General features: G+C 70.6%; 9 protein-coding genes. 3 read left to right on the forward strand and 6 right to left on the reverse strand.

All coding sequences use genetic code 11. The features are described 5' to 3' along the window. Positions 1-52: 52 nt before the first annotated feature. Complete coding sequence (locus C7416_RS10410; RefSeq protein ID WP_111518828.1) at positions 53-5,992, forward strand: hybrid sensor histidine kinase/response regulator; 5,940 nt, start codon at positions 53-55, stop codon at positions 5,990-5,992. 208 nt (positions 5,993-6,200) lie between these two features. On the opposite strand, the gene C7416_RS29400 is transcribed toward C7416_RS10410, so the two are convergent. From C7416_RS29400 to C7416_RS10435, 5 genes are all read right to left on the reverse strand, one after another. Beyond that, on the reverse strand, positions 6,201-6,632 hold the full coding sequence (locus tag C7416_RS29400) for a hypothetical protein (RefSeq protein WP_373424996.1): 432 nt from the start codon (positions 6,630-6,632) through the stop codon (positions 6,201-6,203). A gap of 560 nt (positions 6,633-7,192) precedes the next feature. After that, positions 7,193-8,500, reverse strand: coding sequence for an MFS transporter (locus C7416_RS10420; RefSeq protein ID WP_111518832.1), 1,308 nt, complete (start codon positions 8,498-8,500; stop codon positions 7,193-7,195). An 89-nt stretch (positions 8,501-8,589) separates the two neighbouring features. Next, positions 8,590-9,348 carry an SDR family oxidoreductase gene (locus C7416_RS10425; RefSeq protein WP_111518834.1) on the reverse strand — a complete coding sequence of 253 codons (759 nt, stop codon included), beginning with the start codon at positions 9,346-9,348 and terminating at the stop codon, positions 8,590-8,592. Between the two features lie 45 nt (positions 9,349-9,393). Further along, entirely contained in the window at positions 9,394-9,636 is a 243-nt protein-coding gene (locus C7416_RS10430; protein WP_010813008.1) for a hypothetical protein, read from the reverse strand. Continuing rightward, positions 9,629-11,065, reverse strand: coding sequence for an aldehyde dehydrogenase family protein (locus tag C7416_RS10435; protein WP_111518836.1), 1,437 nt, complete (start codon positions 11,063-11,065; stop codon positions 9,629-9,631). The genes C7416_RS10430 and C7416_RS10435 overlap by 8 nt, the downstream gene beginning before the upstream one ends. Positions 11,066-11,290: 225 nt before the next feature. On the opposite strand from C7416_RS10435, the gene ppa reads away from it, so the two are divergent. Both ppa and C7416_RS10445 read left to right on the forward strand, forming a co-directional pair. Then, positions 11,291-11,818, forward strand: coding sequence for an inorganic diphosphatase (ppa, locus tag C7416_RS10440; protein WP_012352043.1), 528 nt, complete (start codon positions 11,291-11,293; stop codon positions 11,816-11,818). A gap of 124 nt (positions 11,819-11,942) precedes the next feature. Continuing rightward, positions 11,943-12,515, forward strand: a complete 573-nt coding sequence (locus C7416_RS10445) for a cytochrome b (RefSeq protein WP_111518838.1) — start codon at positions 11,943-11,945, stop codon at positions 12,513-12,515. A 12-nt stretch (positions 12,516-12,527) separates the two neighbouring features. Here C7416_RS10445 and C7416_RS10450 read toward each other — a convergent pair whose 3' ends face one another. Continuing rightward, the gene (locus tag C7416_RS10450) at positions 12,528-13,769 is read right to left on the reverse strand and encodes a GNAT family N-acetyltransferase (RefSeq protein ID WP_111518840.1); all 1,242 of its coding nucleotides are present in this window, start codon (positions 13,767-13,769) and stop codon (positions 12,528-12,530) included. Positions 13,770-13,904: the final 135 nt, after the last annotated feature.

The following is a 13,904-nucleotide window of genomic DNA, read 5'->3' on the forward strand; positions in this document are numbered from 1 at the left end:
GTCGCGGCGGGCGGACTGCGGCTGCCGTGCCGGCGCCGCACTGGAAGCCGTCATGTCCCTGAATTTCCCGATCCCGCGCGACGCAGCCGCATCCGGCACGCCGGCCGGCCCCGACGCCCTGCCTGAACCCGAACCCGCACCATTGCCGGCCAGCGCGCAGCCGTCGCCCGACAGCGGCGGCGCGCGTGACCTGTCCGGCCTGGCGTGGCTGGCGCCCAGCCTGCGCAGCGCGCTCGAAGACGCCGCCGCGGAGCTTGGCCACTATGTCGATGAAGTACGCCAGGCGCCCGAGGCGCTGGGCGCGCGCGATACCACCTCGCTGCGGCTGGCCGGCCAGCATCTGCACCAGGCTGCCGGCGCGGTGCATATCGTCGGGCTGCGCGGGACCGATCCGTATTGCCAGGCGCTGCGCCGGCTGCTCGATGCCATCGACGCCGGCACCGTTGCCGCCGGCCCCGAGGCGCTGGCGGTATTCCGTGCCGGCGTGCAGGCGCTGGCCGAATATGTCGACGACCTGATGGCGGGCGACGACGAGGCCCCGCTGCGCCTGTTCCAGCCCTATGCCGCCGTGCTTGCCCGGCTGGGCGAGGAACGCGTGCATCCCGCCGACCTGTGGCTCGACGAGCTGCAGATGCTGCCCGGCATGCTGCTGCCGCCGAAGGGGCCGGCCGCGGTCACGCGCGCGCGCCAGCAGTTCGAATCGGCGCTGCTCAAGGCGCTGCGCCTGCCGACGCCATGCACCGACGCGGCGCTGCTGCGCGAAGCCTGGCTGCCGCTGCACACGGCGCTGGAAGAACTGCGCGCCAACGAGCAGGAAGCGCGCCGCGCCGCCGACCATCCCGACCGCGGCGTCTGGCACGTGCTCGGGCTGGTGTGCCGCGCGCTGGCGCTGGGCCTGCTGCCGTCGGACCTGCTGGCCAAGCGCTTTGCCGGCCGCGCCAACCTGCTGCTGCGCCAGTACCAGCAGGGCCATGTGCGCGTGCCGCAGGCGCTGCTGAACGACGCGGTGTTCCTGCTGGTCTGCACCGGGCTGGCCGGGGGCGGCGAGGGCAACGATGCCGACGCGGCGGCGCTGCGCGCCGACATCGCGCGCACGCTGGCGGCGTTCCGCCTCGATGCCGCCCATGCGCAGGCCCATGCCGATTTCCGGCTGCGCTACTACGGCTGGCTCGACCCGATCGACACGCGCAACCTGCAGCAAGCCGCGGCCGGGCTGGAACGCGCTGCCGCCGCGGACCAGGCCGCGTGGGAGATCGCGCTGGCCGCACTGGCCGAGGCAGCGCAGCCGCTGGCGCAGCCTGCGCTGCAGCGCTGCCTGGCGCAGGCCGCGATGCCGGGGCCCGAACGCGGCGCTGGCGATGCGCTCGGCGCCGCCGGCATCGCGCTGTTCCTGTCGCGTGCGCTGGCGCTGCCGTGGCGCGTGCACGGACAATCCGCCCATCCGGCCGCGGCATTCTTCGCCGCGCAGTGCGACGCGCTCGCCGCCTGCCTGGCGGACCCTGCCGCTGCTGCGCCGGCCTGGCTGGCGCGCATGGTCGACGAGGCGCGCGCCCAGGCGCAGCGCAGCGAAGCCGTGGCGCAACTGCGCGCGCAACTCGACAGCGGCGAATCGTGGCTCGACAGCTATGACCGCAATGCGGCGCGCGCCGATGGTGCCGCGCACCTGCGCGACGCGCGCCAGGCCTTTGCCGCGCTGGCGGTAACACTGGCGCAGCTGCGGGCTTCGTCGGCGCTGCCAGGTGCGCTCGCCGGCGAGGCCGCGCAGGCCGGGGCGGCCGTGGAGGCCGTCAGGACCCGCCTTGCCGATGAGGGCGAGCTTGCCGACGCCGGCGCGCGCGCGGCGCTGCTGCGCACGGTGGCGGCGGAACTGGGTGTGGTCCATGCGTTCGCCGATGCGCTCGAATTCGGCCGTGCCCGCCACGCCGAGGCATTGCCGGAGGTTGCTGCCGAGGATGATGCGCACGCGCCGCAGGATCCGCTCGACGCGGCGCGCGCCGCCGCCGACGAAGCGCTGCGTGGCGGCGCCGTTGCCGACGCGCCGGCGGTGCAGCGGCTGCGGGCCGCGCTGCAGGCGCTGGCCGACCAGGCCGCGATCGACGACGATGCCGCGCTGCGCCGCCAGGCCGCCGATGCCGTCACGCAGTGCAACGCCTGGCTTGCCGGCAGCGACGACGCCGGCGCGCGCATGGTGATGGCACTCGCCGCGATTCCCGCGGAGCCCGCGCCGGTGCCGGCCGGCGCGACCATGCCGTACGCGCCGCCCACGCCGTCCATGCCCGCCGCCGGCGACCACGCCGCCATCGATGCCGAGCTGCTCGACATCTTCCTCAACGAGGCCGACGAGGTGCTGGGCGGCATCGCCGGCGACCTTGGCGCCGGCGTCGAGGCGCTGCGCGATGCCGACATGCTCAGCCGGGTGCGGCGCGCGTTCCACACGCTCAAGGGCTCCAGCCGCATGGTCGGCCTGCATCGCTACGGCGAGGCGGCATGGGCAGTGGAGCAGGTGATGAACCTGTGGCTGGCCGAGGCGCGCGAGCCCGCGCCGGCGCTGCTGGCGCTGCTGCGCCGCGCGCATGCCGAGCTGTCGGCATGGGTGGCGCGGCTGCACGGCGACGCCGCGGCGTGGCACGACATCGCGCCGCTGGTGGCAGCCGCCGAGGCGGTGCGCGATGCCGGCACCGCCGCTGACACGGCGCAGGCCGCGCCCGACGTGGTTGCAGAGGATGCGCCGAACGAGCATCCGGACGCAGCCGCAACGGACGTCGATACTGATGCGCCAGCCGACACTGGTACGCCCGACGACAACGTAATCCCGTTCCGCCTGGCCGGCGGCCTGTCGGACGAGGACGACCACTACAAGGTCATCGGCCCGGTGCGCATCGGCCTGGCGCTGTACAACGTCTATTTGCAGGAGGCCGACGGCCTGCTGCGCCAGTTCGCCACCGATATCTCCGAATGGCGGCACGAAGCCCATCCGTGCCCGAGCGAGCTGGCGCTGCGCGTCGCCCACACGCTGCAGGGCAGCGCGTCGACCGTGGGCCTGGAGCCGGTGCGCGAGATCGCCGAGGCGCTGGAGGCATTGCTGCTGCAGCTGGGCGCGCATCCGGTGGCGATGCATGCCGGTGATTTCCGCCTGCTGGAGCAGGCCGCCGAGCGCATGCGCGGCATGCTGCACCAGTTTGCCGCCGGCATCTGGCCGCAGGCCGATGCCGCGTTGCGCCGCAGCCTGGTCGAGTTCGGCGAGCGCGCCCTGCTGCGCCCGCGCGTGGCGCTGCCCGCGCCGCCGCCGGCGGAGACCGATGATGCGATGGCGCAGTCGATGGCGCAGGTATTCGGCCGGCTGCCGCCCGCGGCACAGTCCGCACCCGACGTGACGCCGGCAGACCAAGCCGTGGCAGCGCCTGCGGCGCAGACTGTCCCCGCGCAGGATGCGGTGGTGATCGCGCTGCCGACGGCGCCGCGCGCGCCCGAGGCGCCGGCCGCCGACGCTGGCATCGCACCGGATCCAGCGCTGGTGCAGATCTTCCTGGAAGAGGCGCAGGGCTCGCTGCCCGAGCTGGGCAAGCTGTTGCGCGGCTGGGAGGCCGCGCCCGACGACGCGCGCCATGGCGGGCTGGTGCTGCGCGCACTGCATACGCTCAAGGGCAGCGCGCGCATGGCCGGCGCGATGGCGCTGGGGCAGGCCGCGCACGAAATGGAGACGCTGCTCGACGGCACGCTGCGCGCGCAGGGGCAGCAGCCGGTTGCGCCGAAGGTGTTCGCGCGGCTCTACGCCTGGTACGACCGCATCCTGGCGCATGCCGAGGCCTTGCAGGCCGGCCGCCTGCTGCCGGCCGACGATGCCGATGTGGTCAACGGGCTGGCCGATCCACAGCAGGTGGCAGACGCCGCCGTGGCTCAGCCTGAAGACCCCGAACCTGCCGGCGCATCCACCGCAGCGGCGTCTGTGCCCGAACTGCCCGCGGTGCCGGGGCCGTCCGACGTGATGGTGCCGATGCCGCCGGCCGCTCCGCTGGCACCGCTCGCACCGCTGGCATCGGCCGAGCCGCAGCGCGCGCTGGTGCGCGTGCAGGCGCGCGCGCTCGACACGCTGATCAACGAGGCCGGCGAGGTCGGTGCCACGCGTGCGCGCCTGGACAGCGAGCTGGAGTCGATGCGCGCCTACCTGGGCGAACTGAACGACAACGTCGCGCGCTTGCGCGGGCAGCTGCGCGAGATCGAGATCCAGGCCGAATCGCAGATGGCGTCGCGCATTGCCGATGCGCAGCACAAGCAGGAATTCGATCCGCTCGAGTTCGACCGCTTTACGCGCTTCCAGGAACTGACGCGGATGATGGCCGAGTCGGTCAACGACGTCGCCACCGTCGAGCAGAACCTGCAGCGCGGCTTCGACCGCGCCGCCGGCGACCTGGCCGCGCAGGCGCGGCTGACGCGCGGGCTGCAGCGCGGCCTGATGCAGGCACGCATGGTGCAGTTCGACGCGCTGGCCGAGCGGCTTTACCGCGTGGCGCGGCAGGCCGCGGCCGAGACCGGCAAGGAAGTGCGGCTGCTGATCAAGGGCGGCACGGTGGAGATCGACCGCTCGGTGCTGGACCGCATGGCCGGCCCGATCGAGCACCTGATCCGCAACGCGGTGGCGCACGGCATCGAGCCCGCCGCGCAGCGCCGCGCCGCGGGCAAGCCCGCCACCGGCGCGCTGACGCTGGAAGTGCAGCAGGAAGGCAACGAGGTGGTGCTGCATTTCATCGACGACGGCGGCGGGCTGGACCTGGCGCGCATCCGCGCCCGCGCGGTCGAGCGCCGGCTGCTGGCGCCGGACGACGATGCCAGCGAGGCGCGCCTGACCGAGATGATCTTCGCTCCCGGCTTTTCCACCGCGGAAGCGGTGTCCGAACTGGCCGGCCGCGGCGTGGGCATGGACGTGGTGCGCGCCGAAACCGTGGCGCTCGGCGGTCGCATTACGCTGGCGTCGCAGCCGGGGCTGGGCACCACCTTCACCGTGCACCTGCCGCTGACCACCGCCATCACGCAGGTGCTGGTGATCGCACTGGGCGCGCGCCGCTATGCGGTGCCCAGCGGCATGATCGACCAGGTGCAGCAACTGCGCGCGCCGGCGCTGCTGGATGCGTACAACCACGGCCGCCTGACGGTGGCCGGCGCCGAGGTACCGTTCTTCTACTTCGGCGCGCTGCTGGAACAGGGCGAGGCCGCGCCCGCGGGGCGCAAGTACTCGCCGGTGGTGGTGGTGCGTAGCGGCGCCGAGCGCGTCGCCGTGCATGTCGACGACGTGGTCGGCAACCGCGAAGTGGTGGTCAAGCACATCGGCCCGCACCTGGCGCGACTGGAGGGCATCGCCGGCGCGACCACGCTCGGCGACGGCGAGATCGTGCTGATCTACAACCCGGTGGTGCTGGCGCAGCGTTTCGTGCGCGAGCGCGGCCGCTCGCTGCCGCTCGATCCGCCGGCACTGCCGCAATCGACGCAACAGCCGGCCGTCGCGCCGCAACCAGGCGCGGTCGCGGAACTGGCGCGCGACGGCACCGCCGAGCCAGTGGCCGGCCTGGCGGCGCAGCCTACCGTGATGGTGGTCGACGATTCACTGACCGTGCGCAAGGCCACCCAGCGCCTGCTGGGCCGCGCCGGCTACCACGTGGTGCTGGCGCGCGACGGCGTCGACGCGCTCAAGCAGCTGCAAGACGTGATGCCGGACGCGATGCTGGTCGATATCGAGATGCCGCACATGGACGGCTTCGACCTGACCCGCAACGTGCGCTCCGACGCGCGCACCGCGCACCTGCCGCTGGTGATGATCACCTCGCGCACCGCCGACAAGCACCGCCGCTACGCCGAGGAAATCGGCGTCAACGTGTACCTGGGCAAGCCGTATAACGAGGATGAACTGCTGGGGACGCTGCACCGCTTGCTGGGTGAGCGCGCGGCGGGGACGGCGGGGTCGGTGGCGCAGATGCTGGGGGATGGGCAGGGGGGGTGAGGGCGGATTTTATGGCCTCTCGCAGTTTCATCCGCCGCTTGTTTGCTCCCCTCTCCCGTAAGCGGGAGAGGGGTCGGGGGAGAGGGCATGCCCTGGCATACCGACGCCCTTTACTTCGTCGACGCACCGGCCCTCTCCCCAACCCTCTCCCGCAAGCGGGAGAGGGAGTACCCAAGAGGTCATGCAAAGCGCAACGGTACTTGCCCCACTACCACCGCATCTGCGCATTCTTGCTGTTGGTGCTGACCGTCATGTTCTTGGTCCGGCCCTGATAGGTCGCACGTACGTTGTACGTGCCCGACGGCGCCTTCAGCAGGCAGCGCGGCCCGTCGGCGACAAAGCTCGCCACTTCCTTGCCGCCGCGCATCAGCTTGACGTCGACATCCGACAGGTACTCGCCGCGCGTGCCCTGTGTGAACAGCAGGCTCATGTTGTACTTGCGCGCCTGCGATTGCAGCGCGACCTGCTCGTCCTCGGCCACGCCGCCGCAGATATAGGCGACCGGGCCGGCCTGGCGCTGCACCATCGCGTCACGCGGGGGCGGCGGGGGCGGCGCGGTCAGGGGCGGCCGGGGCTGCGACGGGGCGGCCACCGGCGGCGGCGCGGGCACCGCGGGCGGCGTGCCGGTGGGCGCGGGCATCGGTGAAGCGGTTGGCGGCGGCGCCGCCGTGGCTGGCGCCGTTATGCCGGGCGCGGGCTGGGTGGCAGGCGGCATGGTGGCCGCTGGCGGCACTGTGGTGGAGGGCGGCACGGTCGTGGCGGGCGGCGTGGCGACGCCCGGCGTCGGTGCCATGGTGCCTGGCGCGGGGGCCGGTGCAGCAGTCGCTGGCGCGGCCGGCGTTACCGGCGCGGGGTTGGCATCGACCACGGGTGCCTGCGCATGACTGGCGGCGGGCACCAGGGCCAGCAGCGCGACCACGCCGGCGCTGAGCGCGAGCACCAGGCGCTTCACGCGCGAGCGGCGCGCCAGGCGCGCTTCGATGACTTTCAGCGAACGGGTAGGGGCAAACGGGAGCAATTGCGGCATCGTGGCCTCCTTGGCAAACTTGGGAATCAGATGCCCCGGAGGACCCCGTCGGGATCACTCCGGGTGTCTCTTTTCCATGCTAGGGCCCAGGAATAGGCGACACTGCCGGGCGTGGTCCTACATCCGCGTCAGCCGACGGCGCATTCGCGCCGGCAAGCGGCGCGCGCGCGACTTCACTTCCGGCTCACCAGCCGCTTCGGTACCGACAGCGTCAGCGCCGCGCCGACCACCAGGCACGCGGCCAGCAGGTACATGCCGGAATCGGTGCTATGGGTCAGGTCCTTGAGCCAGCCCACCGCATACGGGCTGAGAAAGCCGGCGAGGTTGCCGAGCGAGTTGATCAGCGCAATGCCCGCGGCCGCGCCGGTGCCGGCCAGGAACGCCGTGGGCAGGCTCCAGAACAGCGGCAGCGTGGTCAGGATGCCGATCGTCGCCAGCGTCAGCGCCACCATCGCCAGCGTGGTGTCGCCGTGCCATTGCACCGATAGCAGCAGCCCGACAGCGCCGGCCAGCGCCGGCACCGCGATATGCCAGCGGCGCTCGCCGCTGCGGTCGGCGCTGTAGGCCACCAGCACCATGCCGACCACCGCGCAGCCATAGGGAATGGCGGTCAGCAGGCCGATATCGAGCGCGCCCTTGACGCCGGTCTGCTTGATGATGGTCGGCAGCCAGAAGCTGACGCCGTACAGGCCCATGACGAAGCAGAAGTAGATCGCGCTCATCAGCCAGACGCGCGGGCTGGCAAACACGGTGCGGATCGGCGGGTCTTCCTTGTGCGCGTTCTCGCTGGCGATATTGCGCTCCAGCAGCGCCTTTTCCTCGGCCGACAGCCATTTGGCGTGGGCAATGCGGTCATCCAGGTAGGCCAGCACCCACAGCCCCACCAGGATCGACGGAATACCTTCCAGCAGGAACATCCACTGCCAGCCGGCCCAGCCGTTGTGGCCGTCGAAGGACTGCATGATCCAGCCCGACAGCGGCCCGCCGATCACGCCCGACAGCGCGATCGCGGTCATGAAGAAGGTGGTGGTGCGCCCGCGCCGGTTGGCCGGGTACCAGTAGGTCAGGTACAGGATGATGCCGGGGAAGAACCCGGCCTCGGCAATGCCCAGCAGGAAGCGCAGCACGTAGAACATGGTCGGCGTGGTGACGAACATCATCGCCGCCGAGATCGCGCCCCAGGTGATCATGATGCGCGCGATCCAGATGCGCGCGCCCACCTTGTGCAGGATCACGTTGCTGGGCACTTCGAACAGGAAGTAGCCGATGAAGAAGATGCCGGCGCCGAGGCCGTAGACGGTCTCGCTGAACTGCAGGTCGTTCAGCATCTGCAGCTTGGCGAAGCCCACGTTGACGCGGTCCAGGTAGGCCACCACGTAGCACAGCAGCAGGAAGGGCACCAGGCGCCAGCTGACCTTGCGGTAGGTGGCGTCTTCGAAGGCGGCGTCGCTGACGCCGGGGTTTACTGCGGTCGTTGTCATGCTGTCTCCTGAGGAAATGCGTTTCTGTGTGACGCGTTCTTACAGCTACGGTACGACTGAGCAAGCAGAAAGCCGAAAGCGGCGGAGCTTCAAACGCAGCGGCCGCCGTCCACTTCGATGCAGGTGCCGGTGATGAAGGCGGCTTCGTCCGAGGCCAGGTACAGGCAGGCGTTGGCCACGTCCTGCGGCGTCGACATGCGGCCCATCGGGATGGTGGCGAGGAAGCGGGCGCGGTTCTCGGGCGTGTCGGGCATGCCCATGAATTCCTCGAGCAGCGCGGTGGCGCCAATCACCGGGTTGACGCAGTTGACGCGGATATTGTCCGGGCCCAGCTCCGCGGCCATGGCCTTGCTGGCGGTGATCACCGCGCCCTTGCTGCCGTTGTACCAGACCAGCCCCGGCCGCGGCCGGATGCCGGCGGTGGAGGCGATATTGACGAACACGCCGCCGCCGCGCCGGCGGAAATGCGGGATGAACGCGCGCGCCGACCAGTAGATGCTCTTGACGTTGACGGCGTAGACGCGGTCGAACTCGTCTTCGGTGACTTCCAGGATGGGCTTGTTGCGATGGGTGGTGCCGGCGTTGTTGACCACGATATGCACATCGCCGAAGACGGCAAGGGCGGCTTCGCGCATGGCCTCGGTGTCGGCTTCGCGCGAGACATCGGCGCGCACCGCGCGGGCGCGCCCGCCGGCGTCGCGGATCGCCGCGGCGACACGCTCGGCGGCATCCTCGCGCAGGTCGGCCACCACCACGTTGGCGCCTTCGCGCGCGAAGGTATGGGCAATGCCTTCACCGAAGCCGGAACCGCCGCCGGTGACGATCGCTACCTTGTTGGCCAGTCTCATGGCTTGTCTCCTCAGTGTTTTGGTGATGTTCGGTTCAGGGCGGGGTTAATGCGAAAACGGCCCGCGCCCCCTCAGGGCATTCGCCACCATCATCAGCGCCAGCAGGAACGGCAGCGCCACATACAGGCACCAGTGCACGCGGTCGCCGACCACGTCGCCCCACTTGCGCTTGAACACCTGCAGCCGCGGCATGCCGGAAGGATTGGTGGCGCGCTTGTTCCGCACATGCCAGGCCATCCAGAAAAAGAAGATGGCGAAGGCGACCGACAGGAAATTGATGTTACCCATGTTGAATGGCGATGGTTTTCAGGGTGGTGAATCCGTACAGGGCCTCGAAGCCCTTTTCGCGGCCGTAGCCGGACTGGCCGCTGCCGCCGAAGGGCAGCTCCACGCCGCCGCCGGCGCCGTAGTTGTTGATAAAGACCTGGCCCGCGCGCAGCTTGTGCGCCAGGCGCAGCTGGCGCCCGCCGTCGCGGGTCCAGACCCCGGCGACCAGCCCGTAGGGCGTGCCGTTGGCCAGCGCGATGGCTTCGGCCTCGGTGTCGAACGGCATCGCCGCCAGCAGCGGGCCGAACACTTCTTCCTGCGCCAGCCGGTGCGCGGGCGGCACGTCGCGGAACAGCATCGGCACCTGGTAGTAGCCGGCCTCGGGCGCCTCGGCCACGATCTGGCCCTGCGCCATCACCGCCACGCCGGCGTGCTGCGCGTCCGAGACGAAGTCCCACACGCGCTGCTGCTGCTTGCGGCTGATCAGCGGGCCGCATTCCAGGTCGAGTTCCGATGGGCCCACGCGCAGCGATTCGAATACCGATGCCAGCCGGTCCAGCAGCAGGTCGTAGACCGGGCGCTCCACCAGCAGGCGGCTACCGGCCGAGCAGGTCTGGCCGGCGTTCTGCACGATGCCGTTGACCACCACCGGCACCAGCGCGTCGAGGTCGGCATCGGCAAATACGATCTGCGGCGACTTGCCGCCCAGTTCCAGCGTCACCGGCACGTGGTTCTCGGCGGCCAGCTGCGACACCAGCTTGCCGGTCTGCGGCGAGCCGGTGAAGGAGATGTGCTGGATGCCGGGATGGCGCGCCAAGGCGGCGCCGGCCTCGTGGCCATAGCCTGTGATGATGTTGAGCGCGCCTTCGGGCAGGCCGGCCTCGGCGGCGATCTCGGCCACGCGCAGCAGCGACAGGCAGGCATCCTCGGCCGGCTTGACCACACAGGCGTTACCGGCGGCCAGCGCGGCGCCGACGCTGCGCCCGAAGATCTGCAGCGGGTAGTTCCACGGGATGATGTGGCCGGTCACGCCGTGCGGCTCGCGCACCGTCAGCACGGTGTAGCCGGGGTTGTAGGGAATGGTCTGGCCGTGCAGCTTGTCGACCGCGCCGGCGTAGAACTCGAAGTAGCGCGCCACCGCGCGGGCGTCGGCGCGCGCCTGGCGCAGCGGCTTGCCGGTGTCGCGGGCCTCGAGCGCGGCCAGTTCTTCCTCGTGGGCGATCAGCGCCACGGCGACGCGGTTGAGCAGGCGCACCCGCTCGGCCGGGGCCATCTGGCCCCAGGCGCCGTCGGCGGCCTGGCGCGCCGCATGGACGGCGACGTTGATATCGGTGGCGTTGCCGCGCGCAATCTCGGCGAAGGGCTCGCCGTTGGAGGGATCGAAGACCTTGATGCGCAGGCCGTTGTCGGGCGCGATCAGGCGGTTGGCGACGAAGTGCTGGGCGTGCATGGGTGGCTCCGGGGCAGCATAGGGCAGCGTTGGGGCAGCATAAGGGCTGCGGCTATTCAGTGTCGGCTGAAGAATGCGCCATTATCGCCGACGCCGGCGTCGCTGCAACGCGTTGCAGCGGGCTGGCGAAGCCAGCACGGGCGACGGCTTGTCAGCAACCGGTCAGGCGCGAGCCGCTATAATGCCCGCCATCCGACAACACAGCGCAGGCATCTGGAGAACCGCATGAGCTTCAACCTCGTATCCCCGGGCAAGGACATCCCCAACGATTTCAACGTCATCATCGAGATCTCGGCCCAGAGCGATCCGGTGAAGTACGAGGCCGACAAGGAAACCGGCCTGCTGTTCGTCGACCGCTTCATCGGCACCGGCATGCGTTACCCGGCCAACTACGGCTACATCCCGCAGACGCTGTCGGGCGATGGCGACCCGGTCGACGTGCTGGTGCTGTCGCCGTTCCCGATCCTGGCCGGCGCCGTGGTGCGCTGCCGCGCACTCGGCATGCTGAAGATGACCGACGAGTCCGGCGTCGACGCCAAGCTGGTCGCCGTGCCGGTCGACAAGCTGTCGCCGGCCACCGCCTACATGAAGGGCCTGTCCGACGTGCCGCAAAACCTGCTGGACCAGATCAAGCACTTCTTTGAGCACTACAAGGCACTGGAAGCCGGCAAGTGGGTCAAGGTCGAAGGCTGGGCCGGCATCGAGGAAGCCCACAAGGAAATCACCGACGGCGTGGCCAACTACAAGAAGTAAGCTGAACGCCCGCTGAACCGACCCCGCTCCGGCGGGGTTTTTTATTGCCGGGCGCTTGATGCGCGTTAGCACCCGGCAAAGTGGCCCGGGCTACGCTAGGCGGGTACTGACAAGAGGAGTCCCCATGCATCCCATCTCCGAAATCCAGCCTTTGCCGCAGACCCTGCCGTCGTCGCGCCGCTATGACCGGCTGGCGGTGTGCTTCCATTGGACGGTGTTCGTGCTGGTGGCACTGGCCTATGCCGCGATCGAGCTGAAGGGCAGCTTCGCCAGGGGCACGCCGCCGCGCGCGCTGGCCATGGCGGTGCATGAATGGGCCGGCGCGCTGGTGCTGGTGCTGGCGGTACCGCGGCTGCTGTGGCGGCTGGTGCGCGGCGCCCCGGCGCCGGAGCCGGGCGCGCGCTGGATGCAGCTGGCCGGCGCGGCCATGCACTGGGTGCTGTACCTGTTCATCCTGGCCCAGCCGCTGCTGGGGCTGCTGGCGATGAATGCCGGCGGCCATCTGCTGGCGCTCCCTGCGCTGGGCATCGAGGTGCCGGCACTGGTCGCGCCCGATCCGGCGCTGAAGGACACCGTCAAGGACTTCCACGAAACCCTGGGCACAGCGTTCTACCTGGTCATCGGCCTGCATGCGATGGCATCGCTGTTCCATCACTACATGCTGGGCGACAACACGCTGCGGCGCATGTGGCGCTGAGCTGCGCAGGCGTCAGGCACGCGCGAACGGATTGCGCTCGCCCAGCTCGTCCAGGTAGGCGTCGATGCCCTGGCGCTCGCGTGCGAGGAAGCGCTCGACGGCATCGGCGAAGGCCGGGTGCGCCAGCCAGTGGGCCGAACGCGTGGCCACCGGCAGGAAGCCGCGCGCCATCTTGTGCTCGCCCTGCGCGCCGCCCTCGAAGGTGCCGATGCCATGCTCGATGCAGAACTCGAGCGGCTGGTAGTACGCGGTCTCGAAATGCAGGCAGGGGTGGTATTCCAGCGCGCCCCAGTAGCGCCCGTAGAGCGTGCTGACTTCCGGCGCCGCGTCATAGACCAGCAGCGAGCTGGCGATGGGCCGGCCCGCGCGCTCGGCAATCACCAGCAGCAGGTGCTGCGGCATGGCGGCGCCGATGCGGCGGAAGAAGTCCAGGTTCAGGTAGGGCGTGGAATGGTGCTCGCGGTAGGTCTGGCGATAGCAGCGGTTGAAGAACTTCCACGCCTCGTCGTCGATCTCGGCGCCGCGCAGGCGGCGGAAGGTGATGCCGGCCTGCGCCACCTGGCGGCGCTCGGCGCGGATGTTCTTGCGCTTCTTCTGCGACAGCGTGGCGAGGAAGTCGTCGAAGCTGCCGTAGCCGTCATTGGTCCAATGGAATTGCACGCCGTGCCGCATCAGCATGCCGGCCTGCGCCATCAGCGCGGCCTCGGCCTCGTCCGGGAACAGGATGTGCAGCGACGACATCTGGCTGTCGGCGGCCAGCGCCAGCGCCACCTGCAGCAGCAGCCGGCGCGCCTCGGCGTCTTCGGCCAGCAGCCGCGCGCCGCGTACCGGCGTGAACGGGATCGCCGCCAGCCACTTGGGGTAGTACTCGATGCCGTTGCGCGCGTAGGCGTCGGCCCAGGCCCAGTCGAACACATACTCGCCATAGGAATGCGCCTTGGCGTACAGCGGCATGGCGGCGGCCAGCCGTTGGGGGCGGCCGGCCGAGGGCGGCGCCCATAGGGTCAGGAAGCGCGGATGCCATCCGGTGTCCGGGCAGGCGCTGCCGCTGGCGTGCAGTGCATGCAGGAAGGCGTGCTTGAGGAAGGGCGTGGCGTCGGCGTGGCGGGCCACCAGGGCGTCCCAGGCGGCGGCATCGACCTGGCCCAGGTCGGAGACGATCTCGGTACGGTATTGCGCGGCGGCAGCGCCGGCTCGGTCGAGCGATTCCCGTGCCGGCTCGCCCTGGCCGGGCACGCATGGTTCAGACTGCATTGCACCAGTTCCCTCTGTGGACCGGTCGAGTCTACCGGAAACCCCGCGCCGGGGTCGGCGTCGTAAAATGGAGCATCCTGGTCAATAGTGCTTTCCCCGGCATCCACGGATGCTGCGGGCGACCCGCACGCTTGC

The organism is Cupriavidus phytorum, assembly GCF_003254285.1.
Lineage (GTDB): Bacteria > Pseudomonadota > Gammaproteobacteria > Burkholderiales > Burkholderiaceae > Cupriavidus > Cupriavidus phytorum.

Bases quoted from the DNA above. Each gene is read 5' to 3' on its own strand.
- ppa (WP_012352043.1), top strand. From the start codon at position 11,291: ATGAGCTTCAACCTCGTATCCCCGGGCAAGGACATCCCCAACGATTTC.
- C7416_RS29400 (WP_373424996.1), bottom strand. From the start codon at position 6,632: ATGCCCGCGCCCACCGGCACGCCGCCCGCGGTGCCCGCGCCGCCGCCG.
- C7416_RS10420 (WP_111518832.1), bottom strand. From the start codon at position 8,500: ATGACAACGACCGCAGTAAACCCCGGCGTCAGCGACGCCGCCTTCGAA.
- C7416_RS10450 (WP_111518840.1), bottom strand. From the start codon at position 13,769: ATGCAGTCTGAACCATGCGTGCCCGGCCAGGGCGAGCCGGCACGGGAA.
- C7416_RS10425 (WP_111518834.1), bottom strand. From the start codon at position 9,348: ATGAGACTGGCCAACAAGGTAGCGATCGTCACCGGCGGCGGTTCCGGC.
- C7416_RS10435 (WP_111518836.1), bottom strand. From the start codon at position 11,065: ATGCACGCCCAGCACTTCGTCGCCAACCGCCTGATCGCGCCCGACAAC.
- C7416_RS10430 (WP_010813008.1), bottom strand. From the start codon at position 9,636: ATGGGTAACATCAATTTCCTGTCGGTCGCCTTCGCCATCTTCTTTTTC.
- C7416_RS10410 (WP_111518828.1), top strand. From the start codon at position 53: ATGTCCCTGAATTTCCCGATCCCGCGCGACGCAGCCGCATCCGGCACG.
- C7416_RS10445 (WP_111518838.1), top strand. From the start codon at position 11,943: ATGCATCCCATCTCCGAAATCCAGCCTTTGCCGCAGACCCTGCCGTCG.